At 55.8% G+C, this 26,022-nt stretch carries 31 protein-coding genes and 2 tRNA genes; 6 read left to right on the forward strand and 27 right to left on the reverse strand.

What is annotated here, in order from left to right; translation table 11 throughout:
- Nucleotides 1-73 precede the first annotated feature (73 nt).
- Nucleotides 74-2,626: a TonB-dependent receptor gene (locus GGR91_RS03890; RefSeq protein WP_183940236.1), complete on the reverse strand. Its 2,553-nt coding sequence runs from the start codon at nucleotides 2,624-2,626 to the stop codon at nucleotides 74-76.
- A 223-nt stretch (nucleotides 2,627-2,849) separates the two neighbouring features.
- Here GGR91_RS03890 and GGR91_RS03895 point away from each other — a divergent pair, with 223 nt between their 5' ends.
- Entirely contained in the window at nucleotides 2,850-2,990 is a 141-nt protein-coding gene (locus GGR91_RS03895) for a DUF2256 domain-containing protein (protein WP_183940238.1), read from the forward strand.
- A gap of 31 nt (nucleotides 2,991-3,021) precedes the next feature.
- Here GGR91_RS03895 and GGR91_RS03900 read toward each other — a convergent pair whose 3' ends face one another.
- From GGR91_RS03900 to GGR91_RS03935, 8 genes are all read right to left on the reverse strand, one after another.
- Complete coding sequence (locus GGR91_RS03900) at nucleotides 3,022-3,744, reverse strand: HvfC/BufC N-terminal domain-containing protein (RefSeq protein WP_183940240.1); 723 nt, start codon at nucleotides 3,742-3,744, stop codon at nucleotides 3,022-3,024.
- Between the two features lie 23 nt (nucleotides 3,745-3,767).
- Nucleotides 3,768-4,592 carry an MNIO family bufferin maturase gene (bufB, locus tag GGR91_RS03905; RefSeq protein ID WP_183940242.1) on the reverse strand — a complete coding sequence of 275 codons (825 nt, stop codon included), beginning with the start codon at nucleotides 4,590-4,592 and terminating at the stop codon, nucleotides 3,768-3,770.
- A gap of 36 nt (nucleotides 4,593-4,628) precedes the next feature.
- Nucleotides 4,629-4,895 (reverse strand): BufA1 family periplasmic bufferin-type metallophore, encoded by a 267-nt coding sequence (locus GGR91_RS03910; protein ID WP_183940244.1) that lies wholly within the window; start codon nucleotides 4,893-4,895, stop codon nucleotides 4,629-4,631.
- 212 nt (nucleotides 4,896-5,107) lie between these two features.
- Entirely contained in the window at nucleotides 5,108-5,512 is a 405-nt protein-coding gene (locus GGR91_RS03915; protein ID WP_322788763.1) for a BufA1 family periplasmic bufferin-type metallophore, read from the reverse strand.
- Nucleotides 5,513-5,602: 90 nt separating this feature from the next.
- Nucleotides 5,603-5,678: transfer RNA gene (locus tag GGR91_RS03920), tRNA-Thr, on the reverse strand.
- Between the two features lie 18 nt (nucleotides 5,679-5,696).
- On the reverse strand, nucleotides 5,697-6,545 hold the full coding sequence (locus GGR91_RS03925) for a hypothetical protein (protein ID WP_183940246.1): 849 nt from the start codon (nucleotides 6,543-6,545) through the stop codon (nucleotides 5,697-5,699).
- A 25-nt stretch (nucleotides 6,546-6,570) separates the two neighbouring features.
- Nucleotides 6,571-7,896, reverse strand: coding sequence for a replication-associated recombination protein A (locus GGR91_RS03930; protein ID WP_183940248.1), 1,326 nt, complete (start codon nucleotides 7,894-7,896; stop codon nucleotides 6,571-6,573).
- Between the two features lie 48 nt (nucleotides 7,897-7,944).
- Nucleotides 7,945-9,111: a glycosyltransferase family 4 protein gene (locus GGR91_RS03935; RefSeq protein ID WP_183940250.1), complete on the reverse strand. Its 1,167-nt coding sequence runs from the start codon at nucleotides 9,109-9,111 to the stop codon at nucleotides 7,945-7,947.
- A 35-nt stretch (nucleotides 9,112-9,146) separates the two neighbouring features.
- On the opposite strand from GGR91_RS03935, the gene GGR91_RS03940 reads away from it, so the two are divergent.
- Entirely contained in the window at nucleotides 9,147-9,857 is a 711-nt protein-coding gene (locus tag GGR91_RS03940) for an MOSC domain-containing protein (protein WP_246337038.1), read from the forward strand.
- A 7-nt stretch (nucleotides 9,858-9,864) separates the two neighbouring features.
- Here GGR91_RS03940 and GGR91_RS03945 read toward each other — a convergent pair whose 3' ends face one another.
- From GGR91_RS03945 to GGR91_RS03995, 11 genes are all read right to left on the reverse strand, one after another.
- Entirely contained in the window at nucleotides 9,865-10,803 is a 939-nt protein-coding gene (locus GGR91_RS03945) for a hemolysin family protein (protein ID WP_183940252.1), read from the reverse strand.
- Nucleotides 10,804-10,835: 32 nt separating this feature from the next.
- Entirely contained in the window at nucleotides 10,836-11,342 is a 507-nt protein-coding gene (gene ybeY, locus GGR91_RS03950) for an rRNA maturation RNase YbeY (RefSeq protein WP_322788764.1), read from the reverse strand.
- Nucleotides 11,335-12,330 carry a PhoH family protein gene (locus tag GGR91_RS03955; protein WP_183940254.1) on the reverse strand — a complete coding sequence of 332 codons (996 nt, stop codon included), beginning with the start codon at nucleotides 12,328-12,330 and terminating at the stop codon, nucleotides 11,335-11,337. Before GGR91_RS03955 ends, ybeY begins: the two co-directional genes overlap by 8 nt.
- Complete coding sequence (gene miaB / locus GGR91_RS03960; RefSeq protein ID WP_183940256.1) at nucleotides 12,331-13,665, reverse strand: tRNA (N6-isopentenyl adenosine(37)-C2)-methylthiotransferase MiaB; 1,335 nt, start codon at nucleotides 13,663-13,665, stop codon at nucleotides 12,331-12,333.
- Nucleotides 13,666-13,674: 9 nt separating this feature from the next.
- The gene (locus GGR91_RS03965) at nucleotides 13,675-14,475 is read right to left on the reverse strand and encodes a lysophospholipid acyltransferase family protein (protein WP_183940257.1); all 801 of its coding nucleotides are present in this window, start codon (nucleotides 14,473-14,475) and stop codon (nucleotides 13,675-13,677) included.
- On the reverse strand, nucleotides 14,447-14,869 hold the full coding sequence (locus GGR91_RS03970; protein WP_183940259.1) for a Fur family transcriptional regulator: 423 nt from the start codon (nucleotides 14,867-14,869) through the stop codon (nucleotides 14,447-14,449). Before GGR91_RS03970 ends, GGR91_RS03965 begins: the two co-directional genes overlap by 29 nt.
- A 91-nt stretch (nucleotides 14,870-14,960) precedes the next feature.
- On the reverse strand, nucleotides 14,961-15,395 hold the full coding sequence (locus GGR91_RS03975; protein WP_183940261.1) for a MucR family transcriptional regulator: 435 nt from the start codon (nucleotides 15,393-15,395) through the stop codon (nucleotides 14,961-14,963).
- Between the two features lie 97 nt (nucleotides 15,396-15,492).
- The gene (locus GGR91_RS03980) at nucleotides 15,493-15,948 is read right to left on the reverse strand and encodes a GNAT family N-acetyltransferase (protein WP_183940263.1); all 456 of its coding nucleotides are present in this window, start codon (nucleotides 15,946-15,948) and stop codon (nucleotides 15,493-15,495) included.
- Nucleotides 15,945-16,553, reverse strand: a complete 609-nt coding sequence (gene tsaB, locus GGR91_RS03985; protein ID WP_183940265.1) for a tRNA (adenosine(37)-N6)-threonylcarbamoyltransferase complex dimerization subunit type 1 TsaB — start codon at nucleotides 16,551-16,553, stop codon at nucleotides 15,945-15,947. Before tsaB ends, GGR91_RS03980 begins: the two co-directional genes overlap by 4 nt.
- A 21-nt stretch (nucleotides 16,554-16,574) precedes the next feature.
- Nucleotides 16,575-17,165 (reverse strand): malonic semialdehyde reductase, encoded by a 591-nt coding sequence (locus tag GGR91_RS03990; RefSeq protein ID WP_183940267.1) that lies wholly within the window; start codon nucleotides 17,163-17,165, stop codon nucleotides 16,575-16,577.
- A gap of 23 nt (nucleotides 17,166-17,188) precedes the next feature.
- Nucleotides 17,189-17,764, reverse strand: a complete 576-nt coding sequence (locus GGR91_RS03995) for a NifU family protein (RefSeq protein WP_183940269.1) — start codon at nucleotides 17,762-17,764, stop codon at nucleotides 17,189-17,191.
- 97 nt (nucleotides 17,765-17,861) lie between these two features.
- On the opposite strand from GGR91_RS03995, the gene GGR91_RS04000 reads away from it, so the two are divergent.
- Entirely contained in the window at nucleotides 17,862-18,686 is an 825-nt protein-coding gene (locus GGR91_RS04000) for an SDR family NAD(P)-dependent oxidoreductase (RefSeq protein WP_183940271.1), read from the forward strand.
- A 53-nt stretch (nucleotides 18,687-18,739) separates the two neighbouring features.
- On the opposite strand, the gene GGR91_RS04005 is transcribed toward GGR91_RS04000, so the two are convergent.
- Together GGR91_RS04005 and ccmA are read right to left on the reverse strand one after the other, a co-directional pair.
- Nucleotides 18,740-19,387: a heme exporter protein CcmB gene (locus GGR91_RS04005; RefSeq protein WP_183940273.1), complete on the reverse strand. Its 648-nt coding sequence runs from the start codon at nucleotides 19,385-19,387 to the stop codon at nucleotides 18,740-18,742.
- Nucleotides 19,384-19,995, reverse strand: coding sequence for a heme ABC exporter ATP-binding protein CcmA (gene ccmA / locus GGR91_RS04010; protein ID WP_183940275.1), 612 nt, complete (start codon nucleotides 19,993-19,995; stop codon nucleotides 19,384-19,386). Before ccmA ends, GGR91_RS04005 begins: the two co-directional genes overlap by 4 nt.
- Nucleotides 19,996-20,044: 49 nt before the next feature.
- On the opposite strand from ccmA, the gene GGR91_RS04015 reads away from it, so the two are divergent.
- Complete coding sequence (locus GGR91_RS04015; RefSeq protein ID WP_183940277.1) at nucleotides 20,045-20,344, forward strand: 4a-hydroxytetrahydrobiopterin dehydratase; 300 nt, start codon at nucleotides 20,045-20,047, stop codon at nucleotides 20,342-20,344.
- On the opposite strand, the gene GGR91_RS04020 is transcribed toward GGR91_RS04015, so the two are convergent.
- From GGR91_RS04020 to rlmB, 3 genes are all read right to left on the reverse strand, one after another.
- Nucleotides 20,325-21,146: an SDR family oxidoreductase gene (locus GGR91_RS04020; protein ID WP_183940279.1), complete on the reverse strand. Its 822-nt coding sequence runs from the start codon at nucleotides 21,144-21,146 to the stop codon at nucleotides 20,325-20,327. The two genes, GGR91_RS04015 and GGR91_RS04020, sit on opposite strands and share 20 nt — an antisense overlap.
- 120 nt (nucleotides 21,147-21,266) lie before the next feature.
- Nucleotides 21,267-21,890 carry a DNA-3-methyladenine glycosylase family protein gene (locus GGR91_RS04025; RefSeq protein ID WP_183940281.1) on the reverse strand — a complete coding sequence of 208 codons (624 nt, stop codon included), beginning with the start codon at nucleotides 21,888-21,890 and terminating at the stop codon, nucleotides 21,267-21,269.
- Nucleotides 21,891-21,979: 89 nt separating this feature from the next.
- On the reverse strand, nucleotides 21,980-22,738 hold the full coding sequence (gene rlmB / locus GGR91_RS04030) for a 23S rRNA (guanosine(2251)-2'-O)-methyltransferase RlmB (RefSeq protein WP_183940283.1): 759 nt from the start codon (nucleotides 22,736-22,738) through the stop codon (nucleotides 21,980-21,982).
- A gap of 144 nt (nucleotides 22,739-22,882) precedes the next feature.
- Between rlmB and GGR91_RS04035 the strand changes: the two genes are divergently transcribed.
- Nucleotides 22,883-22,968, forward strand: a tRNA-Tyr gene (locus GGR91_RS04035).
- Between the two features lie 82 nt (nucleotides 22,969-23,050).
- Here the strand turns inward: GGR91_RS04035 and GGR91_RS04040 are convergent.
- Nucleotides 23,051-24,067 carry a LacI family DNA-binding transcriptional regulator gene (locus tag GGR91_RS04040; RefSeq protein ID WP_281370180.1) on the reverse strand — a complete coding sequence of 339 codons (1,017 nt, stop codon included), beginning with the start codon at nucleotides 24,065-24,067 and terminating at the stop codon, nucleotides 23,051-23,053.
- 31 nt (nucleotides 24,068-24,098) lie between these two features.
- Nucleotides 24,099-25,226, reverse strand: coding sequence for an alanine dehydrogenase (ald, locus tag GGR91_RS04045; protein WP_183940287.1), 1,128 nt, complete (start codon nucleotides 25,224-25,226; stop codon nucleotides 24,099-24,101).
- 130 nt (nucleotides 25,227-25,356) lie between these two features.
- Here ald and GGR91_RS04050 point away from each other — a divergent pair, with 130 nt between their 5' ends.
- On the forward strand, nucleotides 25,357-25,824 hold the full coding sequence (locus GGR91_RS04050; protein WP_183940289.1) for an Lrp/AsnC family transcriptional regulator: 468 nt from the start codon (nucleotides 25,357-25,359) through the stop codon (nucleotides 25,822-25,824).
- Nucleotides 25,825-26,022 lie beyond the last annotated feature (198 nt).

The raw sequence follows: 26,022 nt of genomic DNA on the forward strand, positions 1-26,022 counted from the left end.
TCTGCCGCAGGCAAAGAAAAAGCCGGAGCAGCACTGCTGCCCCGGCTCAATCTGCCCTGAGGTTCTCAGGATATTAGAACTTGTACTTCACCGAAGCACCATAAGTGCGTGGTGTGTTTGGATAGCCCGAAATCGAACCCGACTGCACAACACTTGGGAAGTTGACGGAAACATATTTCGCATTCGTCAAGTTGCGGCCCCAAAGCGAGAACTGCATACCAGTATCCAAACGCAACGTTACCGCTGCACTCAGGTCATTAACTTCGCGCTTATACTGACGCCAAGCTGGGTTTTCGTTGATAACGACATTCGATTCATTGTGGTAATCGGCGTTCAGGATCAGCGTTTTGCCGTCGTTCAATTCCGCTGTGTAGGTTGCACCCAATGTTGTCGACAATTCTGGAATACCAGCAACCGACTGGCCACTGATGTCACCAAATTGCGAACCAACATAGCTGTCATACTTGGCATCGAGGTAGACAAAGGCAGCACGCAATTGCAGTGCGTCGGTCGGATTGACACTGCTGTCAAATTCGATGCCCTTTACAGACTGCTTACCCGCGTTAGCCAAAACAAAGCCCGTACCGATGAAGCTGTTGCCCTGGAAGTTTTTGATCGCCTGATCAAAAACGGTCAGGTTGAATGCAACGCTGTCCCATTTCGCTTTCAAGCCCAGTTCCTTAACCGTCGCCTCTTCAGGAAGCGCATAACGCGTTCCGCTGGTGAGGTTAACCAAGGAAAGACCTGCCGTACGAATTGGCGACGCGGTGATCGGTGCGCCTTGTGCAGGTGAACCCGCGACGAAATCCGAAACGAACGGACGCGAGTCAATCGACATGTTCCACGACGTTGCCTTAAATCCTGTGCCATAGCTGGCGTACAGGTTGATATTGTCGGTGGCTTCCCATGCCAAGCGTACCGAATAGGTCAACTTGCCATCGCTCGTGCGGCCATTTTCTACCGCATTCGGGATATTCAGGAATGGCGGCAAGAATTGCAGCGCCTGAAGGCCGAGGAACGGGTTACAGACAGTTGGCGCGCCATTAGTATTCGGGCAAGCCGTGATGCGTGGGTACAATGTGCTGGTATTGCCAACTGCACCAGCTGGAAGAACGGCAGGGACGCCCGCTGCACCCGCAACCTGGATCAAGTCGATGCTTGAGAACACATCCGTGATAGTGGTGTTGCTCGCAAGGTTCTTCTTGTCCTTGGTGTAGTTGAAACCGCCCGTCAGAACGAGGCCGTCTGTCAGTTCCAAATCAGCCGTACCGAAGACGGAATAGGCTTTGTTCTTGTAATCCCAATCTTCGAAACGACCTTGTCCTTGGCCACCAAATGGCGCGGCTGTCGAAGGGACGCCTGCCAAGGCGCGGATGAGCGCCTCATTGCTGGTATATGCACCGGCAGTTAAGGCGTTTGCATAGTTACGGAAATCACGACCAAGCGTCAGTGCCTGCTTATTGTTGATGCTTTCGTTGAAATAATAGGCACCAAGCAAGAAGTTGAATGGACCGTCAAAATCCGATGCCAAACGCAATTCCTGCGTTTTTGTGGTGATATCCACGTCGCCGCGGTTCGCACCAATCAAATCTGCACTGGTGAAATCACTGTCCGCATTCGTTTTTGCGCGTGATTCACGATAGGCGGTGATTGAGGTGAGGCTCAACGCGCCCATTTCATAGTCCGCCTGCATCGAGACACCACCATTGGTGATTTTGTTTTCCGATGCAAAGTTCTGATATTCGCTATAGCTGAAGATGCCAGCCGAATTTACGCGACCACCGATAGCACGAATGGCTGCGCCGGTTGGGCCGTCAAAGATATTGCCGACGAAGCAGCAATCTTCGTCAATCTTGTCATAGTCGCCGATGAAACGCAGCTTGAAGCTGTCCGAAGGCTCGATCAACAATTGTGCACGGCCATACCAGCGGTTACGCTCGCTTGTTTTTGATCCGTCAACCAAGTTGGTGCCGTAACCGTCCGCCTTGTTGATGCCGCCAGCAAGGCTGAAAGCGACATTGTCAGAGATTGGGCCCGTAATATCGGCCTTCGCTACGATTGCGTTACGATTGCCATAGCTGACTTCAGCCGAACCGCCGAATTCATAGCTTGGTGCTGCAGTAACAATCGAGATAACGCCAGCCGAGGCGTTTTTGCCGAACAGGGTCGATTGTGGACCGCGCAACACTTCGACGCGTTGCAGGTTTGGAAGATCACTGATCGCTGCAGCTGAACGCGAACGGTAAACACCGTCGATGAACACGCCAACCGAGCCTTCGATGCCTGGGTTGTTGGCGCCATTGCCGAAACCGCGAATGATGAAGTTCGTGTTGGCCGAGCTTTGCAGCTGGCTGACGCGGAGCGAAGGAACGAGTGTCTGCAGATCCTTAAGGTCGCGAACTTGCGCGCGTTCGATTGCAGCAGCCGAGGTCACCGAAACGGCAACTGGCACTTCTTCAAGTGTCTGTTCGCGCTTCGTTGCGGTTACGATGATGACATTTTCGTCAACTTCATCGCTTGCCTGTGGCGCAGTGTCTTGTGCGAACGCTACCGAGCCAGCGCTCAGCGACACAATGCTGATCGTTGACAGCATTGCAGCCTTCAGCAGATGATTTTCGAATTTCATATTCACTCTCCTGTTGATCACTTTCGTAAGGCTTCCGGCCTTTTTTATTGGGGATGAACGCTTAATTTGCCCCCAGCATCCCTCTGAGCGGCCTAAAGGCGTATTGGGCTGATAACGTTTGAAATGCTGCGCAGCAAATAGTTAGTTTCATTTGTAAAAATATAGCGGAAACTGCGATAAAAATGTTACGCATGTAATAGGCGCTCAAACATGGAAGTTCGCAATGCCCAAGATGGTCAAAAAATCAGACCTGCCGTCGAAAATATGCGCGGCATGTGAAAAGCCGTTTGCGTGGCGCAAAAAGTGGGCGAAAGATTGGGAAAATGTGCGCTTCTGTTCGGATCGCTGCAGGCGGGCGCGTTAACCGCGTTCTGGAGGGCCACTGGGCAGGCGTATCAGGTTGCTGAGACGCTGACGGCTTCATCATCCGCCCACCGCGCCAAAAGCAAGCCAGCGCGTGCGATGCCGGCTTCCTCTCCATGTTTTTGCTCAAGCTGTGCGCAAATGTCCACAAAGCGCAACGCGGGGTTCATTTGCATGAAAATTTCCGCTTCGTCGGCATCAACTATCCTAAAACACGGGGCCCAATCGCTTCTCCAAACGAGGATGTCGATGGGAGCCTTCGCAGTTTTGGGCACTGGCGAGATTTCCGCGCGCGACAGTGCGGACCAAATCTCAGCTGCGTTGCTGGTGTGACGCAGCACCTGGCCCCCCGACGCATGTGTGAGGGAAACCTGTTCCCAATCGAGATGCGTGAACATGTCACGGGATAAGGGCAGTCGGTCGGCTGCAGTCTGGGCGTCGCTCAGCGCCAGCTCCAATTCGGCAAGTTCGTGTGCGACCAGATCATCGGGAAACAGCGTGCCGACTTCAGCGGCAAAGGACACAGGGTAGGCGTCAAGCGTCCACGCGACTGGTGGCTGCGCCATGATATGGCAACGGGCGCCTGCGTGAAACCGGTCACTGCCAAGCCATGTTCGCGTGTGGGGAAATGCGCGGTCAAGGCAATGCAGCAATTGCGTCCGGTAATTGTTGAGATAGACGTTAAGCCCTGGCTGCGCGGCATCGCCGAAGTCTACGACGTAATCCGGGTTTCCGGTTTCGAGCCATCCCCTCATGGCCTTCTGTATGCTGGCGAGGTTCAATGTCCCAATCCACGCTTTGCGGCAGCGTCTGCGCACGCACGTGCCATTGCAAGTTCGTCGAGCAATTCGCCAATCGGGGGGATATTGTTGTCGCGTTCAATCATAACCGCAACGGGCCCGACGAGAGTCATTGCAGTCTCAAAAAGATCCCAGACGGCGTCGCAAACGGGTTGATCGTGCGTGTCAACCAGCACGTCCTGACCTTGGCTGTGGCCAGCGATGTGGATCTGCCGCACATTAGCCATAGGAAAGTGCGCTATATAATCCGCAGGATCGAAACCCAGATTGAGGGCGCTTACATAGACGTTGTTCACATCCAGCAGCAGGCCGCAGCCAGTTTGCGCGCACAGTTTGGAGAGGAAGTCCCATTCGGGCATCTCTGACTCGGCAAAACCAAGATAGGCGGACGGATTTTCGAGCAGTATCTGTCGCCCAAGTATTTCCTGCGCCGCCTGAACATGGTTAGAAACGATGTCCAGCACCTCCTGCGTATAGGGCAGCGGGAGAAGATCGTGGGAGCTGAAGCCAGGAACCCGGGTCCAACATAAATGGTCGGACACGAACAGCGGATCGATGACATCGACCAATGCCCGAAGCCTCTGCACATAGTCCCGATCGAGACCTGATGCGGAGCCTACCGACATCGAAACACCGTGCAAGGCAACCGGGCATTTTTCCCGGACAGCCAATAAATCAGCGAGCGGACGACCACCGGGAAACATGAAATTTTCCGAGATTACCTCGGCAAAATCGAGTTGCACATTTCCCGACAGGACGTCTTCATAATGTGGCTTGCGCAGGCCCAGCCCGAACAACGTCATTGGCTGTTGCTCATGACTGGTTCAGCAAGCGAATTACTACTTGGCAGACTTGGCAGGAGGCGTGGTTTTACCGCGTTCTTTTTCGCATGTGCCCTTGGCGACATATTTCCATTCGGTTGCACTTTTATCAGCCTTTGCCTGACCAGCGCAGCTATGAACGCCGTTAGCGTCAGCACAATCATTCTGGCCTGCCTTGGCAATACCATAGCATTTTTCTTTGCCATCGGCTGCTACAGCAGGCGCGGTGCTAAGGGCGACCGATACGGCGAGAGCCGCAATAGCGAATTTACGTTCCGTTTTCATGATCACTGTGTTCTCATCTCATTAGATTTTGGGCGACATGATGCCAGCTAGTCCAAATCATTTTACAAGTATATTTAAAAGCGGAGAGCGACTTTCGTGCGCGCCCCACATGGATGTCCGCGCATCAATGTACTTTGCGATATATGCACCCAGTGAATGGCCAGTCCAAACAACGCCATTGGCCGCCGCGACAACTTGGTTCGGCAAGATACCTACTTCTTACTAGGGGGCATGGTTTTGCCGCCGACTTTCTCGCATGTGCCTTTTGCGACGTATTTCCAGTCGTACGGATTATTATCTGCTTTTGCTTGGCCAGCGCAGCTGTGGCTTCCGTCCGCACTAGCACAGTCATTGGCACCGGCTTTGGCAACACCAAAGCATTTTTCTTTGCTTGCTTTGTCACTGGCAGCCGCAGCAGGCACGGTGCTGAGTGCGACTGATATGGCAAGCGCCGCGATCGAATATCTACGTTCCGATTTCATGATCATTTTTTCCCATCTTACTGGATTTGTGGAAGTGATGCGGTCAAATAATCCAATAAATTTTACAAGTACATTCAAAAACTGACGGGCACTACTCTCGTACCACGCACAGAAATTAGGGCCCGAACGCGTCATGCTATGCGTCCGCCACTAGCTGGGTGATTTCTTGGAAAAAGGCCCGAATACAGATCCTATGGATCAAAATCGCAAGATGAACGGGAAAAGTGGTGCCGGCTACAAGGTTCGAACTCGTGACCCCCTGATTACAAATCAGGTGCTCTACCAACTGAGCTAAGCCGGCACTGTGGCGCCCATTGCCTCAAATGATGCCAAAGGTCCAGCCCTCAGTTGCGGCTATTTCGCAATTTAATGCGGTTGGGGTCCAAAATTGTGGATTTGACGCGGTTGCGCGCAGCCATGCGGCGGTGAGTAGGGCATCTGTCGCATGGTCTGTGTAGCGTTCGAGCGGTGTGTGGGGCAGGGAACCCAACGCACTGAGAGCGTCGTCGAGCCCGTTTGCGTCGCGAATCTTGCTGCGGCCTTTGGCGACGCCTGCGGCGCGGGCGGCGATTGTTGTATATATCTCCACCACTACAGGCCCGCGTTCGGGCAACGGGTCAAATGGCCATATGGCGACATGGTCGCGGACATGGTGCAAAAAGCGCATGCCGGCAAAGCTGGCCTTTGCGACTTGCGACGCGCCGATCGCATCAAAGACGGTCGAGATTTTTCCGCTGCTGTGCTTGTTCAACAACTCGCACTGCCGCCAATGCAGAAATGTCGATTTTACGCCATCGGCAGCGCCGAAGTAAAAATGGCGGCGATGGTGTTTTTCAAGGAATGAGGCTGCGCCCAAATCGGGATCATCGCAGATGTCGTCAACATAGGCCCAAAAAGGCTTCGCAGTTGTTGGCAATTCATCGCCCGGTAAATAGGCGCCGCGCGCAATCATGGGCGGTGCAAAGCTGAAGTCGAAGGCAATCAGCAAATCATCATCTTGCGCCAGCAACCAATCGGCAACCGCCTGACGCGACCAAATGCCGGAGGGGGCAGGAACAAGGCGCGGGGCTTCATTGCCGGCTTCGCAGACGGCAAGGGCGATGCCGGGATGGCGGCTGCCCTTTGCCCCGGACCAATCGGCGCAGGCAAAACGCGCAAAGGGCCGCATCAGGCGTTTTGGCGGTGGGCGGACATCATGTCGCGTCTGGATCGGCTTTGCGGGCGCGCAGACGATCCCAATATTGCAGCCGTTCTATGATCTTGCGTTCAAAGCCTCGTTCGACCGGCTGATAAAGCTGCGTTGGCGGAACTTGGTCCGGCCAGTAATTGGCGCCGGAAAATCCGTCCGCGCTGTCATGGTCATACGCATATCCCGCGCCATAGCCGATGTCTTTCATCAGCTTGGTTGGCGCGTTCAATATGTTCGCGGGCGGCATTAACGATCCGGTATCGCGTGCCAGCTTCCACGCGGATTTTTGCGCTTTATACGCAGCGTTCGATTTTGGCGCGGTGGCCAGGTACAGGCATGCCTGCACAATGGCGACTTCGCCTTCGGGGCTGCCCAGAAATTCATAGGCGTCCTTTGCGGCGAGACATTGGACGAGCGCTTGTGGGTCGGCGAGGCCGATATCTTCGCTGGCGAAACGGACGAGGCGGCGCAGGACATATAATGGCTCTTCGCCCGCCACCAACATCCGTGCCATCCAATAAAGCGCGGCCTGCGGATCAGAGCCGCGCAAGCTTTTGTGCAGCGCGGATATCAGGTTGTAATGCCCTTCGCGGTCCTTGTCATAGACGGGCATCCGCCGCTGCAGCAACGCCGCCATCGCAGACGGGTCGAGCGGGTTTTCGATTGTGATGGAAAACAACGTCTCGGCTTGATTAAGCAGGAAGCGGCCATCGCCATCCGCGCTCGATATCAACGCGGATTTGGCATCGGCCGTGACGGGCAGGGGGCGCTCCATGATATCTTCTGCGCGTGCGAGCAATATTGCCAACGCAGCGTCATCAAGACGGTGGAGCACCATGACCTGCGAACGCGACAACAAAGCGGCGTTCAGTTCGAACGACGGATTTTCCGTTGTGGCGCCAACGAGCGTGACCAAGCCGCTTTCGACAAAGGGCAAAAATCCGTCTTGCTGCGCGCGGTTAAAACGGTGGATTTCGTCCACGAACAATAAGGTTTGCTTGCCCGTCCGCGCCATAGTCTCGGCTTCGGCAAACGCCTTTTTGAGGTCCGCGACGCCCGAGAAGACTGCGGAGATCGGTTTGTAATGCATGTTGACGGCATCCGCCAGCAAACGCGCGATGCTCGTCTTTCCCGTGCCCGGCGGACCCCAGAGGATCATGGACGACAACTTGCCCGCGGCCACCATCCGGCCAATGGCGCCCTCTGGTCCTGTCAGATGCTCCTGACCAATGACCTCGCTCAACTGCGCAGGACGAAGCTTATCCGCCAGTGGCGCTGTTTTCGGCAGGGTCCCTGTTTGCGTTGGTTCATCGTGGAAAAGGTCGCTCATGCGGATGGGGATCCGGTCCCAAGCAGCCCGTTCAACACATGCACCACGTCAGCGCGCAGCGATTGCACGTGCGGCATGTTGACGGATGAGGCGCAGGTAGGTGTCTGCAACGGTCTGGTTGATCGCATCCCAGCTATAATCATGTGACCTGCGTTCGCCGGCGCTGCCATGTTCGGCGCGCAGGTCTGCATTCACGCAATAGGCCTGCAATGCATCGGCATACTGGTTGATTGCGCCCGGCGTTATAAGGCGTCCCGACACTTTGTCTTCGACCAGACTTTGGCTGCCGGTTGCTTTTGCGGCGACGACGGGCAACCCGCAGGCCATTGATTCAAGCGTTACGTTGCCAAATGCTTCCGTGACCGATGGGTTGAAAAACACATCCATGCTCGCGACGGCTCGCCCAAGATCAGCACCCACTTGAAATCCGGCAAATTTCGCGTCGGGTATCCGCGATTCAAACCATGCACGTGCGGGGCCGTCTCCGATAACCAAAACCTGATGCGGGACGTTGCGTCGTTTCAGTTGGTCAATCGTGTCAGAAAAGACATCAAGACCCTTTTCCATCACCAGACGACCCAGAAACCCGATGACAGGTATATCGTCCGACATGCCAAGTCCGCGCCGCCATTCCATGTCACGGCGGCCTGGATTAAATATGCCCCTGTCGACACCACGCGACCAGATGTCGATGTCGTAGTTCATACGCTGTTGGCGCAAGACCTGAGCGAAGCTTTCGGACGGTGCAACCAAGGCATCGCATTTTCGATACAGGCGGCGGATCCATGCTTCGACGACCGGCTCGATGAATGACATGTTGTAGTAGCGGAAATAGGTTTCAAAACGGGTGTGCACCGAACACAGAACGGGAAGGTTCTGCTTTTTTGCCCATTTGACGGCCTTGCGTGAAACCCGGTCAGGGCTTGCGATGTGGACAATATTTGGATTGAAAGCTTCAAGATCACGTCGAACGCTTCGCGATAACGACAATGGTATGCGATATTCGGGGCGAAAGGGAATGGCCATTGAAGGCACGGACACCAGATCGCCCGTTGCTTCAAATGCGGGATTTTCCACTGTCGGCGAATAAATACGCACTGACGCGCCTTGGCTTAAAAGATATCCCACCAGCCGGTTGAGCGCCTGATTGGCGCCATCACGTACATAATTATAATTGCCGCTGAAAAGCGCAATGCGAAGGTCGCTGGTGTGCATTTTGGGGCTTTTATCTGCGGTAAAGCAAAATGCCAATGGGAATGCTGCATTTGGTCGGATATGTTGTCGCAATGATTTTAACCCAAGTTGATACGCTGCTGATTGGCAGCCCCAAGGCCTTCCGCGCTGACGGCACGATGAGCGCCATGGCCCGCGCGCCTGTGGACCGGCCTGTGATGCTAGGCAAAATGGGGTTTGCCGGCGATCAAGTGGCCGATCCAACGGTGCATGGCGGCGTTGATAAAGCGGTGCATTTTTACCCTGCCGAACATTATCCCAAATGGATTGCCCATTTCGCAGCGGAAGGTTTTACGAATCCGAAACTCGATTACGCTGGCGCCTTTGGCGAAAATATTAGTGCATCAGGGCTGACCGAGGACAAGCTGCGCATCGGTGACAGGCTTCGGATCGGAAAGGCCTTGATTGAGGTTGCGCAGGGGCGTCAGCCATGTTGGAAGCTGGACCATCATTTCGGTGTGCATGGCCTGTCCGGCGTGGTCATTAGCTCAGGCCGCTGCGGCGGCTATTTTCGCGTTATTGAGGAAGGGGAAGTCGCGCCGGGTGACTGCATAGAGCAAGTCGAACAGGCGGGGCACGACTGGACCGTCGCCCGCACATTCAAACTGCTGATCGGCGGTGGGCATAAGCAAGTCGATGCGCTCGCGCAGTTGCAGGCGCTTTCGCAGCTTGAAACATTGGCCGAATCCTGGCGGATGCGCGCCGCGAAACTCGCCGCGCAGCTTTAACGCCGCCTTATTCGTCTATTTCGTCCGTGTCGGGCGATGGCGCGAACAACCGGATGCGCGTGACCCGTTTTTCGTCCGCTTCCAATATTTCGAGTTTCCACCCGCTCGCTTCGTGCGTCAGCATTTGGCCGACATCGGGAACTTGCCCGGCAATAACAAACGCTAGTCCGCCCAGTGTGTCGACATCTTCTTCAACTTCGGACAATTTAGCATCAATGGCTTCAGCCAGATCGTCGAGCTCCGCGCGCGCATCGGCTTCCCACATGACGGGGCTTAACTGCGTGAACATCGCTTCAGGTTCTTCGTCATGCTCATCTTCGATTTCACCGACGATCTCCTCAACGAGGTCTTCAATCGTCACCAGACCTTCGGTGCCGGAATATTCGTCAAGAACGATGGCCAAATGCGTGCGCGTCCGACGCATTTCGTCGAGCAACGCCAATACGCTCATATTCTGCGGAACGAAGCGGGGCTGACGGATGAAGGCTTCCAAGCTTTCCGGAGGCTGTTCATCAGACGCAAGAACGGCGAACACATCCTTGATATGGATCATGCCGATGATGCTGTCCAAAGTATCGCGATAGACGGGCAGGCGGCTGTGCCCATGCTCGGCAAAGGCCGCGATGCAATCGGTAAAGCCAGCGCTTTCCTCAATGGCGACAATATCACTGCGGGGCACCATGACGTCGTCAACCCGGTGCTCGCTAAAATGCAAAAGGTTGCGCAGCATGGTGCGCTCAACCGCGGTCAGGTCGCCGTCATTGTCCGATTGGTGGGCATTGTCGCTGTCTTCTTCATGCTCGGCAATCGCTTCTTCAAGCTGCTCGCGCAAAGTCGGCTCGTGATCGCGGCCAAAAAACATCGTTTTCAGCCGCTGCCATATTCGTCCGTCGTTATCGTCGTCGGTTGCGGTTCTTGAACCGCTAAAACTGTCACCCTCGGGCATAATGGAAGCGTATTGGCCTCTTTTTAATGGAATTAAGCGTCATATGGATTGTGAAGCCCCATGGATGCAAGCGCTTTTACTTCTAACGCCTCCATGGCTTCTGCCTCTTCGTCGTCAACATGGTCATGGCCAAGCAAATGCAACATGCCGTGGACTACCAGATGTGTTGCATGGTCAGCGACGGAAATTTGCTTTTCCTCCGCTTCGGCGGCGCAGGTTTCATACGCCAAGATGATGTCACCCAGCATGATTTCGGGCGCGTTATAGGTCCCATCCAGCAATGCGTCAATTTCGTCATCGTCGAGCATAGGAAAGGACAGCACGTTGGTTGGCTTGTCCTTTTCGCGCCATTCACGGTTGAGTGCGTGCACCTCTGCATCGTCGGACAACTTGACGCTGACGCTCATGGGCACAATGGGGTCGGCCAGTTCAGGTATCGCGGCAAAACGGACAGCCGCATCGACGGCCTTTTCAACTTCACTTTGCCCGAAATTGCAGCTGCCCCATGGCAAGCCGATGTCTAATTCGACGTCAATCACGCCCGCCCTCATATGCATCGACGATCCGTCCGACCAATGGATGGCGGACGACGTCGCTGCTATTGAAGCGGATGGTTTGAATACCGTCCACACCTTCGAGGCGTTGAACAGCGTCGTTCAGGCCCGACATCCGTTCGCCACCGGGGATATCAACCTGATGCGGGTCTCCGCAAATGACCATGCGGCTGTTCATGCCAAAACGGGTCAGGAACATCTTCATCTGCGCGGCAGTGGTGTTCTGGGCTTCATCGAGAATGATAAAGGCGTCAGCGAGCGTGCGCCCGCGCATAAAGGCGATAGGGGCGATTTCGATTTCGCCCGAAGCGATGCGGCGTTCGACCTGTTCGGCGGGCAAGCAGTCGTACAACGCATCGTAAATGGGCCGCAGATAGGGATCGACCTTTTCCTTCATGTCGCCCGGCAAGAAGCCGAGCCGTTCGCCCGCCTCAACCGCTGGACGCGAGAGGATGAGGCGTTGCACGGCGCCGGTAATCAGCATCGCCACAGCCTGCGCCACCGCCAGATAGGTTTTTCCCGTTCCCGCTGGTCCAAGTGCGAAGATAATCTCGTCGCGCGCCAATGCTTCCATATAGGGGATTTGCGTGGCGGAACGCGGCACTAGGGTTTTCTTGCGCGTGCGGATCATAATGCCGGGGGCGGCATTGTCTTCCTTGCGCAATATGCCTTCAAGCGTGGGTTCGGCGGTCATTGCGATAATCGACTGCACGGCTTCGGAATCCATTTCTTGTCCGCGTGAAATGCGCGAATAAATATCGTTGAGAACATCGCGTGTCCGGCCAATGGCACCAGCTTCACCTTCGATTTGGACGCGATTGCCGCGGGCCGAGATATAAACGCCAAGCCTGTTTTCAATTGTCACCAGGTTGCGATCAAATTCGCCAAACACCGCATTGATAAGATGTGGCTTGTCGAAGCTCATTTCCAGCCGGGACAGGTCACCGGCTTGCGCTTGGGCTTTTTTGGCCATTCAGGCGGCTGCTCTCATCGTTGGTTCACCTTTTAAGCTAAGGGGGCCAGAATCGGTAATCTGAACGCTAACAATATTGCCGATAGAAAGGTCCGGCGCAAGGACATGAACTGATTGAAGCCACGGTGATTTGCCAATCAATTGTCCGTCAAATTTGCCCGGCCGTTCGAGAAGAACATCGCAGGTTTTACCAACGGTATTTCGGTTGAACGCGGTTTGGTCCGCAACGATTTGCGCCTGCAACCGCTGGAGCCGTTCGTCCATGATTTCCATCGCGATCTGGTCGGCCATATCGGCGGCGGGTGTGCCCGGACGCGGGCTATATTTAAACGAATATGCCTGCGCATGGCCGACTTCACGTACCAAGCGCATGGTATCTTCGAAATCTTCTTCGGTCTCGCCGGGAAAACCGACGATAAAATCACCCGAAAAGGCGATGTCAGGCCGCACGGTACGTACGCGGTCCAAAATGCGCAGATAGCTGTCGCGGCTGTGGCTGCGGTTCATCGCCTTCAATATGCGGTCCGAGCCCGATTGTACGGGCAGGTGCAGGAATGGCATCAGCTTTTCGACATCGCCATGTGCGGCAATCAGCCCCTCAGTCATATCGTTCGGGTGGCTCGTCATATAGCGGATGCGGTGCAGACCGGGAATTTTGTCCAGCGCGCGGATGAGGCCATCGAGACCCTGCAACTGACCTTTGTCGTCTTCGCCATTCCAAGCGTTAACGTTTTGTCCCAATAACGTGATTTCTGCGGCACCGGCGTCAACGATGGCCTTTGCCTCATCAATCAACGCGCTCCAGCCGCGCGAAATCTCCGCGCCGCGGGTGTAGGGCACGACGCAATAGGTGCAGAATTTGTCGCAGCCTTCCTGAACCGTCAGAAACGCAGATGGCGCTTGCTTGCGGCGTGCAGGGAGTTTGCCAAATTTGTCGAGACCGGGCAGGTCCAGGTCGACCACGCGTTCACCGCGTCCGACCGCGGCAACCATTTCAGGCAGATTATGATAGGCTTGCGGGCCGACAACGATGTCCACTTCGGGCGCTCTGCGGCTAATCTCGCCGCCTTCGGCCTGCGCAACGCATCCGGCCACAGCAATGACGGGGCTGCTGCCGTCCTTGCGACGCAGACGGCCGATTTCGGAATAGACCTTCTCTGCGGCCTTTTCGCGAATATGACAGGTGTTGAGCACGACGAGATCGGCATTCGCCTTTTCATCGGCGGGTGTCATGCCTTGGCTTTCGAACATTTCGGCCATGCGTTCGCCATCATAGACGTTCATCTGGCAGCCGTAATTTTTGATCGAATAGGTTTTGGGAGAATCCGTGCTCATAGCGCGCGTCTATACATAGCGCAGTGTGCCGCCGCCACCCTCCATCGCTGCACCTATGCGCGCGCGCACTTCAGCGGAAATCGCCTTGCGGTCGGGGTAATGCAGCGGATCGAACGGTTCCAGAAAATGCAGGGTCGCCGTTATCGGTTTCAGATAGGACAAAAGCCGCCAGAAATTCTCGGTCACTTTTTCATCGCCGACCCACGCCACACGCGGGGTATGGTGCCCGTAGCTTAGAAATACGGGCTGAACGAGCATGCCGGATGGTGGCGGAACGAGTGCGGCAAACAAAGATGGTTTGAACGGCAAAAGGCCCGAACCGTCATGGGTTGTGCCTTCGGGGAATATCGTGACGGGTTGATTGCCGGTCATTGCCGCGCGCAGATCTTCCACCTGATTTCCAACGCTGGCGCGGTTTTCGCGGTTCACAAAGATGGTGTTGTTGATTTTGCAAAGCCACCCAATCAATGGCCAGCCCTCAATCCCGTCATTGGCGACAAAGGTGCAACCGGTGACGCCTGACATCACGGGAATGTCGATCCAGCTATGATGGTTGGCGGCGTAAAACACATTCGCGCGCACGCGCTGTCCCTTCGTGGCGGTTGCAATACCGCTGGTCCAGCTGATCGACAGAAGGAACAGGCGTGGCCACGGCGATGGCCGATTAAGAAGCCGCCAGAAATTGTGGAGAAGCAAGCTCGTTACCAAGCTGGCGGCCATCAGCAGCAGCCGGGCGGCAAATAAGCATTGGCCAGCTAAAAATGCAGCGGGGTTGCGGCGTTTAATCCTTGCGGTCGATGGCGACGCCATAGAGTTCCATGCGATGGTCAACGAGACGGTAGCCGAGGCGTTCTGCAATGATTTTCTGCAGCGCTTCCAGTTCGGGATCGACAAATTCAACAACTTTGCCAGTTTCGACGTCGATGAGGTGATCATGATGTGCCTCGGGCGACGCTTCATAGCGTGCGCGCCCGTCACCAAAATCGTGGCGGTCCAATATGCCCGCTTCTTCGAACAAACGGACAGTCCGATATACGGTGGCGATGGAAATCTTGGGATCGATGGCGGACGACCGGCGATAGAGTTCTTCGACATCAGGATGGTCAGTCGAATCCGATATGACGCGCGCTATGACGCGGCGTTGATCGGTAATACGCAGGCCACGTTCGTTACACAGCGCTTCAATGTCGATTTTGATGTCCATCGCGATGCACATTTAGTGCCGCGCCACGATTCGTCAAAGAAAAAGGCCGGAGAACGCTCCGGCCTTATTTTCCAGTGAAGCTGTTTGCGCTTTACTTGATTTTTTTCTTCCGGCCTGAACCCGGTGCACGACCAAGGCCGATTGCCTTTGCGAGTTCGCGACGTTGTTCTGCATAAGCAGGTGCGACCATCGGATAGTCGGCGGGCAAGCCCCATTTTGCGCGATAGTCATCCGGCGTCATGCCATAATGAGTCATCAGGTGGCGCTTTAACATTTTTAGCTTCTTACCATCGTCCAAGCAGACGATATAATCGCGCTTCACCGAATTGCGGACTGGAACAGCGGGTTCCAAAACTGTTTCGGGTGCAGCAGCCGTTCCGGAAAGACCGGCGAGTGCAGCGTGCACATTTCCGATTAAAGTTGATACGTCAGATACAGCCACACTGTTGTTGCTAACATGAGCCGCGACAATATCGGCGGTCAGAGTAATTAACAATTCTGCGGTATCGTTACTTTCTTGAGACATATTTTGAACCCCTAGACCCATTTTTATATTTTGCGACTTACCGATTGCATATAGGCTTGAAATTACGTCGTCAAGAAAAGCCGCTAGCTTTCAAATATTAAAGATCAATGAACATCGTAATCGCGTCTGGACTTATTCCTTCAGCGCTTTTGTAATAATTTTTGCGTCGTCCGATGGGTACAAAGCCAGCTTTAAAGTAGAAAGAAGATGCAGGGTTCCCGTCCCGAACTTCAAGAAATAATTTCTCCCGGCCCGCGGCTTTGCCTCTATTTATAACTTCGCTGAGCAGATTTTGGCCAATCTGTTGGCGCTGGTGATTTCGTGAAACGCCAATCATCAGCAATTCTTCATGCTCAAAAACCCAGCGCGTTATGGCGAAACCGCATACAATGTCACCATCTTTGGCAAGTAACAGTTGGCAGTCCGGCAGTACTAAAGTGGACAGGCATTGCGCCGCCGTCCATGCTTCGCCAAAACGGCGGTCGAACGCATCGGACATAATGGGCATGATGGACGCAACGTCTTTTGCATCGCCGTCTACGATGTGGATCATGCCCGGACTGCAGCCGGTTTTGCGTCTGGCGCCCTTCCATACACAGGAACGGGGGGAAGGGCATGGTCGTCGGGTAAATGTGCCCATGCTCGCGCGTCGGGCAGAATGTCGGTCCAGACACGATCGCCGCGTTGCGGGTCAATGTCGCCGGCAACATGGTCAGCGAGAGCAACAGTCGCCAATAGCTCAGGCAAAACCGAACGCGCTGGCGCTATCGAATGCCCGGTATCGTTAAATGCTTCAAAGAAATACTCACCATGGCCGCCGGTCATGATGACATCGACAGCTGCTTGTGATCCGCTTTGTGCACGCGCCATCGCGGCCACCAAGGATAGGCAACCATAGCCGTGCACTTGTATGCGCCACGCCAATCCCAATGCTTTGGCGGCGGCGACGCCTACACGGATGCCCGTGAAGCTGCCGGGACCAACATCCACCATAATCTGGTCGGCCTTGCCGTTATCCGGCAACGCGGCAATGAGCGGCAGCAAACGTTCCGCATGCCCCCGGCCAATCACTTCATGTTGGGCGGCCAGCAACTGCTTCCCGTCGAACAACGCAACTGAGCACGCCCGTGTGGCGGTATCGATGACCAATGTGCGCATGATCGCCTGCCGCCGTTTAGGTTAGGCGACCTGATTGAAGCGGGCAAATTCGGGGCGCGGGCTGCGTGCAAAAATGCTCGCTGTGTCGCCATAGCCAAGCGTACAGATGAAATTCGACTGCAGTTTGGTTCCGGCAAAGAATGCCTTGTCGACAGCGGCATTGTCAAAGCCCGACATTGGACCCGTATCCAGTCCCAATGCACGCGCGGCCAGCATCAGATAGGCGCCTTGCAAGCTGCTGTTCCGAAACGCCGTCTTTTCAATGAGCGCGTCGTTACCGACAAACCAGCTGCGGGCATCCGCATGGGGAAATAATTCGGGAAGCTGTTCGTAAAATTCGAGGTCCATTCCGATAATCGCCGTGACAGGCGCTTGCAGAATTTTGTCACCATTCGACGGCATCGTGCATGCCGCCAGCTTTTGCTTCGCTTCGGTGGATGTGCACCAAATGATGCGCGCAGGAAGGCAGTTTGCAGATGTCGGGCCAAATTTCATCAGGTCCCAAATGCCCTCAAGCTGCGCCTGCGATACGGGCGTATCGAGATAACCATTGTAACTGCGGGCTTCGCGGAACAGCTGATCAAGCGCGGTGTCATTTAAAGCTTCGGACATAAGATTTCTTTCAGGTGGAGAGATTAGGCGGCACGCACTTCGATGACTTCGGGCACATAATGCTTCAGCAATTGTTCAATGCCATTTTTCAGTGTTGCCGAAGACGATGGGCAACCGGCGCATGCGCCTTGCATCTGCAAAAAGACGATGCCCTTTTGAAAGCCGCGATAGACGATGTCGCCGCCGTCATTGGCGACTGCAGGGCGGATTCGCGTTTCAATCAATTCCTTAATCTGGATAACGATGTCGGCATCTTCCGGATCATCGAGCGGATAGTCGGCATCTGCCAATGGGACAGAGAACCCAGCTGCGGCTGGTTTGAACAACGGCATGTTTGCGCTGAAATGGTCGAGCAATATCGCAAGCACGTCGGGTTTCAGGTTGGACCATTCTGTACCGGGGGCAGCAGTGACCGATATAAATTCGCGTCCAAAAAATACCCCGGTGACATCACCAAGCCCGAAAAGTGCCTCTGCCAATGGGGAGGCTTCAGCCTCTTCCGGGGAAGCAAAATCGCGCGTTCCATTTTCCATCACGGCGCGGCCGGGCAGAAATTTGATCGTGGCGGGGTTTGGTGTGAGTTCAGTTTCTATCAGCATTTCACGCATGTGGTGCGGTGACGGTAAAAGTGCAAGCCAGAATGTCTTGACAGCGACGAAGCCACGGTTGACCAAGCGCGTCAAAGGGAGAGCAAAAATGGTCGATCAGTCGCATAAAACAGCCTGGATAACGGGCGCATCGTCGGGGATAGGTGAGGCGCTGGCCAAAGCATTTGTCGGAAGCGGCGGCCACGCGGTGTTGTCCGGCCGAAATGTGCCTGAACTGGAACGCGTCGCGCATGCTACCGGCGTGCCTGAGCGCTGCTGCATCCTGCCATTTGACACCGTCGATTATGCGGCCTTGCCGTCAAAGGTTGCTGAAGCCATTGCCTATCAGGGCAAGATCGATGTGCTAGTCAACAATGCAGGCATTTCGCAGCGCTCACCCGCCCTCGATACCGATCTGTCGGTTTACCAGCGGATTGTTGATGTCGATCTGCTTGCGCCGATTGCGCTCACGCAAGCGCTTTTGGGACATTTGGTCTCGAATGGGCATGGGCAAATTATTATGATCTCCAGTGTTGCTGGCAAGGCAGGCATCCCCATGCGGACTGCCTATTGCGCGGCAAAGCACGGGTTGATCGGCTATGCCGATGCGTTGCGCAGCGAAGTTGCCGGGCAGGGCGTCAAAGTGCTCGTCGTCGCGCCGGGTTCTGTGCGGACCAACGTATCGCGCAATGCATTGAATGCCGACGGAACGGTGCGCGGCACGAGCGATGCTGCCATCGATAACGGTATTGATCCAGACGTTGTCGCAACCACGATTTGGGACGCAGTTGATGCCGGAAAGCGGGAGATTGTTATCGCCGAAGGGATGGAGGCAGGCATTCCGGTTCTGCGCGCGCAGGATCCCGAAAAGCTGTTCGATATGGTCGAAGCGATGGTTGCCGACGGCTATGCGCAGAAAATCGCGGCGCGATAAGCTGCGCGGCGGCGGGGCCGCACATGAGCCCCGCGACAGGTGCGGTTTGTTCCTTAAGTGCGGCCTGCGCGTAACGCCGCGCCGGCGGCAAAGGGCGACAAAGCCGTAATGGCCAGTGCAGTCGCGGCAAGCAGCTGCATCGCGTTGCCGGGATTTTCGGACAATGTGCCCGCGCCGAAGATCAGCAACGGTATCGTGATGGGTACGAGCAGCAGCCCGCCCAGCGCGCTCGCCCCGCTAAGGCCCGCCGTTAGCGCTGCGATGGTGACCGACAGCCCGGAAAGCGCGGGCAGCGCCAAGGCGAGGCCAAGCAGCAATGTCCCCAATTGTGCCTCAGGCAATCCGATCAGCGCGGAACCGACAACGGTCGCGAGAAGGAGCGGAAGGGCAAAGGCAAAAATCTGGCCAATGATTTTGGCGGTGGCGACCAATTCGTCCGACCAGCCACGCATCGCCAGCTGATCCAATATGCCCGCTTGCCGGTCGGGGAGTATAAGCCGCTCAATCGGCAGGAGCGTCGCCAGCAGCGCAGCAATCCACAATATGCCGCCGCCCGTGCGCGCAAGGAGTGCCTTGTCAGGCCCCGTCACAAACGGAAACAGCGTCGCAACCGCAAGATAAAATATCACTGGCAGCCATAGGCCGCCGCCCGTCCATGCCACACGCACTTCGCGCGCAACCAAGGCTGCAAATGCCTTCATGCGTCGGCCTCCGGCCTGTCGAGAATGAGGCTGTGCGCCACGTTAATTGATGGCGGCTGGTGGGCCGCGACGAGCACTATGCCACCGGTTGCGGCGTGCGCCGTGATGGCTTGATCAAGCCGGGCGCAGCTTGCACTGTCCAAGCCATTATAGGGTTCGTCGAGCAACCAGATATCCGCCTTCGACGTGAGCACGCGTGCGATACTGGCGCGTTTGCGCTGGCCGGTCGACAGGAAGCGCACGGGAACCTGCGCCAGACCTTGCAAATCCATGTCCGCCAGTGCTGCGCTGCGCGCGTCGGCAGATGCGCCGTCCATATCTGCCCAGAACATGAGGGCTTTTGCGACCGTCAAATTTGCATCAAGCGCGAGATTTTCATCGGCGAGGGCAATCCGGCCTTCCGTCTGTATCGACCCCGCTGTTGCATGCAAAAGACCGGCGATGAGCCGAAGCAACGTAGATTTGCCGCAGCCATTCGCGCCACGGACCCAAATGATATCACCACTGCGCGCAGTGACCGTCAGCCCGCGCAGCACGAGCCGATTGCCACGGATAACCGCGACATTGTCAACGCTGATGGACGGCAAGGGCGCTTGACGTGACGACATTGGGCGACTTAGGCATGAATTCCACCAATTGCAAAATCAGGATGACGTTATGCAGGTTTCAAGACTCGATGAAGCGGATCGCAACGCAGTTTTGGAACAGCTGCCTTTGTGGTCATATGACGCTGATGCAAAAGGGATAAGGCGCACTTTGCGTTTTGCCGATTTTGCCGAAGCGTTCGGTTTCATGGCGCGCGTCGCGATCCTTGCCGAAAAAGCAGACCATCATCCCGAATGGTTCAACGTTTACAACCGCGTTGAGATATTGCTGACAACGCATGATGCCGGTGGTTTATCGCGGCGCGACGTTGATCTGGCCGCGGCCATCGACGCTATTGCGCCGACGGCTTAACCACATCGCCTAAACCGCCCAGTAAGCCTAATTGCTTGCGCAACCGGTTCGGAAACCAGCGGGCAGAAAAAGCAAGTTGCTTCGCCATTTTGTTGACGGGCGTGTGTACCTTGTCACCGTGGATGGCGTCCCATGCGGCCGGACCTATGATCGAGACCGGGCTGACTTCGACGCCAGCCGACTGCAATTTTTCTTTGCCGGTCATGTTGCTGTTCGTATCAACCGCGCCAATGATGTTGGTGTCGATAAAGCCGGGCATGAGGCTGCGGGCCTTAATCCCGTAAGGGCGCCATTCAATGTCATGCGCTTCGGCAAGACCGCGCACTGCGAACTTGGTTGCGCTGTACACGCTAAGTCCAGCCGATCCGTAGATGCCAGCGGCTGAACTGGTGTAGAGGACGCAGGCATCAGACGTATTTTTCAACAGATCAAAACAGGCGCGGGTTCCGCTGATAACGCCAGTCAGGTTGATGGCGATCATCTTGTCGATGTCCTCGTCGGTCATGTCCTGAATAGGTCCGCCCGATCCAATGCCCGCATTGTTGAACAAGACCGTCATGTGGCCATTTGTGTGCTTGGCAAAGTCGGCGACGGCGGCTTTCCACTGCGCACGATCCGTCACATCAAGGCGGTGGCGCGACCATTGACCTGCTGGCAACAAAGCCGCGGTTTCGTCCAGACCCTTTTCATTGACGTCAGCAAGGCCCACGAACCAGCCGACATTGGCAAAGTAACGCGCAACTTCGCGTCCTAAACCCGACGCGGCGCCAGTGATGAAAATGCTTTTTTGCGTTTCGGACATAATTTCGTCTCTCCCTTATTCACATGTCTGTCAGCCACATTAATTTACCCGAAACGTCAACTGAATATTGCTGCAGCGGCTTTGCTTGGACTGAAGAACGGACTGAAGCTCTAGCCTTGATCAAATCGCCTGAAATCCCTTGGCGTAAATGTGCCAAGTGAAAATGGCGGCCGCGCCGCGATGGGGACGCCAGCGTTCGGCGATGACGCGTATGTCTTTTTCCGATGGCCGTGCATCCAGCTTCAGCAAACGGCCCACGCCTTCTTGCACAGCGAGATCGCCTGCGGGCCAAATGTCGGTCCGGCCCTCGGCAAAAAGCAAATATATTTCCGCAGACCAGCGGCCAATGCCCTTTACGCGGGTGAGGTAGGCAATCGCCTCCTCATCATCGGCGGGCAGGGCATCGAGCGGCAATTCGCCCGACAGCACGAGCTCCGCAAGCGAGCGCGCATAGCCTTGTTTCTGGCGGCTCAACCCACAGGCTCTCAAGCCGTCGAAATCTTGCGCCAACAGCTTGTCTGGCGGGCATTCTGGGCCAATGAGCGCTTCAAGCTTGTTCCACACCGATGCGGCGGCCGCGACGCTCACTTGTTGCCCGACAATCGTGCGCAGCAATGTCGCATAGCCCGGTTCTCGGATGCGCTCGTCCGGGTAGCCCGTGACCGCAAGCGCCTGCGCTATGCCCGGTTCAAGCGCTGCCAGTGCATCAAGGGCAGCATGCAATTGTGCAGCAGGAATACCCATCAGCGCGCTACGCCTAGCACCGCCACCGGCGCAGCAGCGACCTTCATCCCTAAATTTACGCGATTCTGCAGCATCATTGGTGTCCTTGTTTAGCCCCGCCGGACGGTGGCCGCATATAATGCGATCGCCGCAGCGTTCGATACGTTCAGCGACTCCATTTGTTCGCTGATTGGCAGCTTCGCCAGCTGGTCACAATGTTCTTCAATGTTACGACGCATGCCATCACCTTCAGCGCCCAGAACAAGCGCGTTGCGGCCCGGCGTCAACGCTTCGTCCAACGTCACGCTGGCATGGCCCGACAGACCGATTCGCCAATATCCAGCCTCAGCAATTTCTTCCAATGCACGTGCCAGATTAACAACCCGGACCCATGGGGTGATTTCAAGCCCACCCGAAGCCGCCTTCGCCAGTGCCCCGGATTCAGGCGGCGCGTGCCGGTCCTGCGTCACAACGGCGACTGCATTGAATGCGGCGGCCGTGCGGAAGATTGCACCGACATTGTGCGGATCGGTGACCTGATCGAGAATCAGCAACGGGCGGTTATCATCATTGTCGACCGCAAGTGCATCGGTCAGCCAGACGTCCTCCAATGGCGCAACTTCAAGCACGAGTCCCTGATGCGGTGCATCTTTCGGTACAAAGCGCGCCAAATCATTCACCTCGGCATATTGAACCGTCAGCCCGTCGGGAATCACGATTTTGCCGATTTCTTCGCGGGTGCCCCACAGGTTGATGAGTCGCCGATCGGGATTATCGAGCGCGGCATATACGGCGTGACGGCCGTAAAATTTGGGATTGCCGCTGGAAACTGCAGCGCCGCGGCGGCGCTGGCTCTTATGGGAAGACATTTGAAACACCTGTTGATGAAAAAGAAGACGATATAGGCCCCTTTCCCACTTGAGGCATTGACAGGCAAGGGCCGTTTCGCCATTGGGCTGCTTCTTCGTCGGGACCGGCCCTTATGCTTTGGCATAATGCCCCGTCAAAGAAGTGGACAGGTGGCCGAGTGGTTAAAGGCAGCAGACTGTAAATCTGCCCGGTTTTCCGTACGCTGGTTCGAATCCAGCCCTGTCCACCATTTTTCTGAATAAGTGATTGTTATACAGCGATTTTATCGCTGCGCTTGATTTGGGCACCTCATGTGTTGAGGTCGCGCGCGCTTAAGCAGTTCCGCGCTTCAGCAGCTTAACCGGCACAGGTGCGATGTTTGGGGCATCGCCCTTCAAAACGGCGATCAAAGCCTCCACCAGCATTTCACCGGCCTGAACATAGTCCTGCTCAATCGTGGTGAGCGGCGGTTGCGCATAGGCGCCGGTTGCAATGCCATCAAAGCCGATGACGCGCACGTCGGTGCCAACCGCGATGTGGTGCTCATCAAGCGCGCGCATTGCGCCCAGCGCAATGAAGTCGTTGGCGCAGAACAGGCCGTCAAAATCGATCTTGTCGCGGATAAGCCCGTTTACCGCTGCATAGCCTTGGTCTTCGCGTACCGCGTTTTCGGGAAGCGGCGGGCAGATGGGTGGCATGCCCTTTTGTGCCATCACCGCCATGTAGGTTGTCAGTCGATCCTGAAATGGCGGCTGTTCGCTGTTTGTGGGGCCAATATAGGCAATTTTCTTACATCCGCTCGACAGCAAATGTTCAATGGCAAGTCGTGCACCCTGCACATTGTCGCTCTTGATGGAAATGAGGTCTTCTTTGCTTGCGCCCCAACAGATCATCGGCGTGTTGTGCCGCGCATATTCGCCAAAAAACTGCCAGCCTTCGATATTCTGGCCGCTGCCGATGACAATCAAGCCGTCTGCTTGTCTGCTGCCGGTGTAATTGGCGAAGAAGTTTGCCGGGGAATCCTGAAACGAAACGATAAGGTTGTAGCCGCGCTCGGAAGCGGACGCCGCGATGCAGCCCAATAGCGACAGGTAAAATGGATTGATGTTGGCCTTATTCTCTCCGCGCCGGCACAGAATAACCAGCGCAATGGAGTAAGTTTGCTGTGTGCGCAGGCGCAGGGCGTTGTGATCGACCGAGTAATTAAGTTCGTTGGCGAGCGCGACAATGCGCGCCCGCGTGACTTCATTTACCTTTTTGTCACCGCGCAACGCCCGCGACACTGTTGGTTGTGACACCCCCAGCATTGCGGCGATTTGATGCGCCGTTATTCTGCCCTCTTTGCCCATGCAGTGCCGTTAGCACTTGAGCATGCGCAAGTCACGCGGCGAGCGCGGATTCCGGCGTGACAAAATCAAGGCCAAGGCTTTCAGCGACGGCTTGGCTCGTCACCTTGCCGCGATGTACGTTCAAACCGGCGAGCAAACCGCGACCGGTTTCTGTGCCGCCATCAAGCGCGGCGGTACCCTTGCTTGCTAGCGCTAGGCCATAAGGCAATGTCGCGTTGTTGAGTGCCGCTGCGCTGGTTTGCGGAACGGCGCCGGGCATATTGGCGACGCAATAATGTATAATGCCATCAACGACATAGGTTGGCTCGGCGTGGGTGGTGGCATGGCTGGTTTCAAAGCAGCCGCCTTGGTCAATCGCGACATCGACCAGAACCGACCCCGGCTTCATATGCTTCAACATTTCGCGGGTGACCAGCTTGGGTGCGCTTGCGCCGGGAATAAGGACGGCGCCAATCACGGCGTCGGCGATGCTAATCTCATGGTCGATGGTTTCCAGTGTGGAATAGCGGGTACGAACCCGTCCGTTGAACAGCTCATCCAACTGGCGAAGGCGCGGGATTGAGCGGTCAACGATGGTGACTTCCGCGCCAAGGCCAACGGCCATACGCGCGGCGTGGGTGCCAACAACGCCGCCGCCCAGAACGGTAACGCGGCCGGCAGGAACGCCGGGAACGCCGCCAAGCAATATGCCCGCGCCGCCCTTACTGCGCCGCATCGCTTCGCCTGCTGCCTCAATGGCCAAGCGGCCAGCGACTTCGCTCATGGGTGCCAGCAGGGGCAGGGTGCCCTTGTCATCGGTGACGGTTTCATAAGCAATTGCAGTGCAACCGCTGGCGATTAAGCCTTTGGCCTGCTCAGGATCTGGGGCGAGGTGGAGATAAGTGAAAAGCAACTGGCCGGGGCGCAGCAACACCCATTCGCTCGGTTGGGGTTCCTTGACCTTTACGATCATGTCGCAGCCAGCAAAGATTTCTGCGGCTGTTGCGGCGATTTCCGCGCCCGCTGCGCGATAGGCATCATCGCTGGCCATGATGCCCGCGCCTGCGCCCGATTGCACCATAACCTGATGGCCATGGGCGACATATTCACGAACCGCGCCGGGGGTTAAACCAACACGATATTCATGCACTTTGATTTCGCTGGGGACGCCGACACGCATAATCTCACTCCTGAAAAATTATCTGTATCGGAAATAGCATCTTCGATATGACGATACTGTGCAAAGATTCGCCTGTTTGCGTGAATATGCGCATAGAATTGTCGAAATTACTTATATTGGCGAAGAATTTATGCAGCTTGATCGGACAGACCGTAAATTATTGGGTGCACTCGTGCAGAATGGACGGGCAACGCAGGCGGAATTGGGGGAAGCTGCCGGCCTGTCGCCAAGCGCGGCTGCGCGGCGGCAAAAATCATTGGAGGATGAAGGGATCCTGCGTGGCTATCGCGCAGATGTGAATCTGCGCAAACTTGGGCTCGCGGCAACGGTGATGGTCACCATCACGCTTGATAGCCAAAGCGAAGAGGCCATGGCGGCATTTGAAGCCGCCGTGGTGGGAAGCCCGTCAACCATCCGGTGCCACCTTATGAGCGGCCGGAATGATTATCTGCTCGTTGTGCGTGCGGCATCGATTGAGGACTATGAGCTCATTCACCGGCAGGAAATTGCCCGATTGCCAAGGGTCGCGCGCATCGAAACCGCATTTGCGTTGCGTGAAGTCGTCAATCGTACCGTCCCGCCGCGGCTGTTTGACTAATCGCTTAAAATCGAACTGGGCGGCAAGTTTGTAACGCCCCGGCCATTTAAGGAATTTTTGCGGCGTTACTCTGTGCTGCGCTCGCCGATACCGCAATCCTGCGTCAGACTGTGACGGTTTTGTCACATTGCGTAAAAAGGACAATGACATTGACACAAAATTGCTTGCCTGCGGTAAGTTTTGATGTTTGTGTGCACC

The organism is Sphingorhabdus rigui, assembly GCF_014196595.1.
Taxonomy (GTDB): Bacteria; Pseudomonadota; Alphaproteobacteria; order Sphingomonadales; family Sphingomonadaceae; genus Sphingorhabdus_B; species Sphingorhabdus_B rigui.

Excerpts from the sequence above, each read along its gene's own strand:
- GGR91_RS03890 (WP_183940236.1), bottom strand. The coding sequence starts at position 2,626 with ATGAAATTCGAAAATCATCTGCTGAAGGCTGCAATGCTGTCAACGATC.
- GGR91_RS03895 (WP_183940238.1), top strand. The coding sequence starts at position 2,850 with ATGCCCAAGATGGTCAAAAAATCAGACCTGCCGTCGAAAATATGCGCG.
- GGR91_RS03900 (WP_183940240.1), bottom strand. The coding sequence starts at position 3,744 with ATGAGGGGATGGCTCGAAACCGGAAACCCGGATTACGTCGTAGACTTC.
- bufB (WP_183940242.1), bottom strand. The coding sequence starts at position 4,592 with ATGACGTTGTTCGGGCTGGGCCTGCGCAAGCCACATTATGAAGACGTC.
- GGR91_RS03910 (WP_183940244.1), bottom strand. The coding sequence starts at position 4,895 with ATGAAAACGGAACGTAAATTCGCTATTGCGGCTCTCGCCGTATCGGTC.
- GGR91_RS03915 (WP_322788763.1), bottom strand. The coding sequence starts at position 5,512 with ATGACGCGTTCGGGCCCTAATTTCTGTGCGTGGTACGAGAGTAGTGCC.
- GGR91_RS03925 (WP_183940246.1), bottom strand. The coding sequence starts at position 6,545 with ATGCGGCCCTTTGCGCGTTTTGCCTGCGCCGATTGGTCCGGGGCAAAG.
- GGR91_RS03930 (WP_183940248.1), bottom strand. The coding sequence starts at position 7,896 with ATGAGCGACCTTTTCCACGATGAACCAACGCAAACAGGGACCCTGCCG.
- GGR91_RS03935 (WP_183940250.1), bottom strand. The coding sequence starts at position 9,111 with ATGCACACCAGCGACCTTCGCATTGCGCTTTTCAGCGGCAATTATAAT.
- GGR91_RS03940 (WP_246337038.1), top strand. The coding sequence starts at position 9,147 with ATGGGAATGCTGCATTTGGTCGGATATGTTGTCGCAATGATTTTAACC.
- GGR91_RS03945 (WP_183940252.1), bottom strand. The coding sequence starts at position 10,803 with ATGCCCGAGGGTGACAGTTTTAGCGGTTCAAGAACCGCAACCGACGAC.
- GGR91_RS03955 (WP_183940254.1), bottom strand. The coding sequence starts at position 12,330 with ATGGCCAAAAAAGCCCAAGCGCAAGCCGGTGACCTGTCCCGGCTGGAA.
- miaB (WP_183940256.1), bottom strand. The coding sequence starts at position 13,665 with ATGAGCACGGATTCTCCCAAAACCTATTCGATCAAAAATTACGGCTGC.
- GGR91_RS03965 (WP_183940257.1), bottom strand. The coding sequence starts at position 14,475 with ATGGCGTCGCCATCGACCGCAAGGATTAAACGCCGCAACCCCGCTGCA.
- GGR91_RS03970 (WP_183940259.1), bottom strand. The coding sequence starts at position 14,869 with ATGGACATCAAAATCGACATTGAAGCGCTGTGTAACGAACGTGGCCTG.
- GGR91_RS03975 (WP_183940261.1), bottom strand. The coding sequence starts at position 15,395 with ATGTCTCAAGAAAGTAACGATACCGCAGAATTGTTAATTACTCTGACC.
- GGR91_RS03980 (WP_183940263.1), bottom strand. The coding sequence starts at position 15,948 with ATGATCCACATCGTAGACGGCGATGCAAAAGACGTTGCGTCCATCATG.
- tsaB (WP_183940265.1), bottom strand. The coding sequence starts at position 16,553 with ATGCGCACATTGGTCATCGATACCGCCACACGGGCGTGCTCAGTTGCG.
- GGR91_RS03990 (WP_183940267.1), bottom strand. The coding sequence starts at position 17,165 with ATGTCCGAAGCTTTAAATGACACCGCGCTTGATCAGCTGTTCCGCGAA.
- GGR91_RS03995 (WP_183940269.1), bottom strand. The coding sequence starts at position 17,764 with ATGCTGATAGAAACTGAACTCACACCAAACCCCGCCACGATCAAATTT.
- GGR91_RS04000 (WP_183940271.1), top strand. The coding sequence starts at position 17,862 with ATGGTCGATCAGTCGCATAAAACAGCCTGGATAACGGGCGCATCGTCG.
- GGR91_RS04005 (WP_183940273.1), bottom strand. The coding sequence starts at position 19,387 with ATGAAGGCATTTGCAGCCTTGGTTGCGCGCGAAGTGCGTGTGGCATGG.
- ccmA (WP_183940275.1), bottom strand. The coding sequence starts at position 19,995 with ATGTCGTCACGTCAAGCGCCCTTGCCGTCCATCAGCGTTGACAATGTC.
- GGR91_RS04015 (WP_183940277.1), top strand. The coding sequence starts at position 20,045 with ATGCAGGTTTCAAGACTCGATGAAGCGGATCGCAACGCAGTTTTGGAA.
- GGR91_RS04020 (WP_183940279.1), bottom strand. The coding sequence starts at position 21,146 with ATGTCCGAAACGCAAAAAAGCATTTTCATCACTGGCGCCGCGTCGGGT.
- GGR91_RS04025 (WP_183940281.1), bottom strand. The coding sequence starts at position 21,890 with ATGGGTATTCCTGCTGCACAATTGCATGCTGCCCTTGATGCACTGGCA.
- rlmB (WP_183940283.1), bottom strand. The coding sequence starts at position 22,738 with ATGTCTTCCCATAAGAGCCAGCGCCGCCGCGGCGCTGCAGTTTCCAGC.
- GGR91_RS04040 (WP_281370180.1), bottom strand. The coding sequence starts at position 24,067 with ATGGGCAAAGAGGGCAGAATAACGGCGCATCAAATCGCCGCAATGCTG.
- ald (WP_183940287.1), bottom strand. The coding sequence starts at position 25,226 with ATGCGTGTCGGCGTCCCCAGCGAAATCAAAGTGCATGAATATCGTGTT.
- GGR91_RS04050 (WP_183940289.1), top strand. The coding sequence starts at position 25,357 with ATGCAGCTTGATCGGACAGACCGTAAATTATTGGGTGCACTCGTGCAG.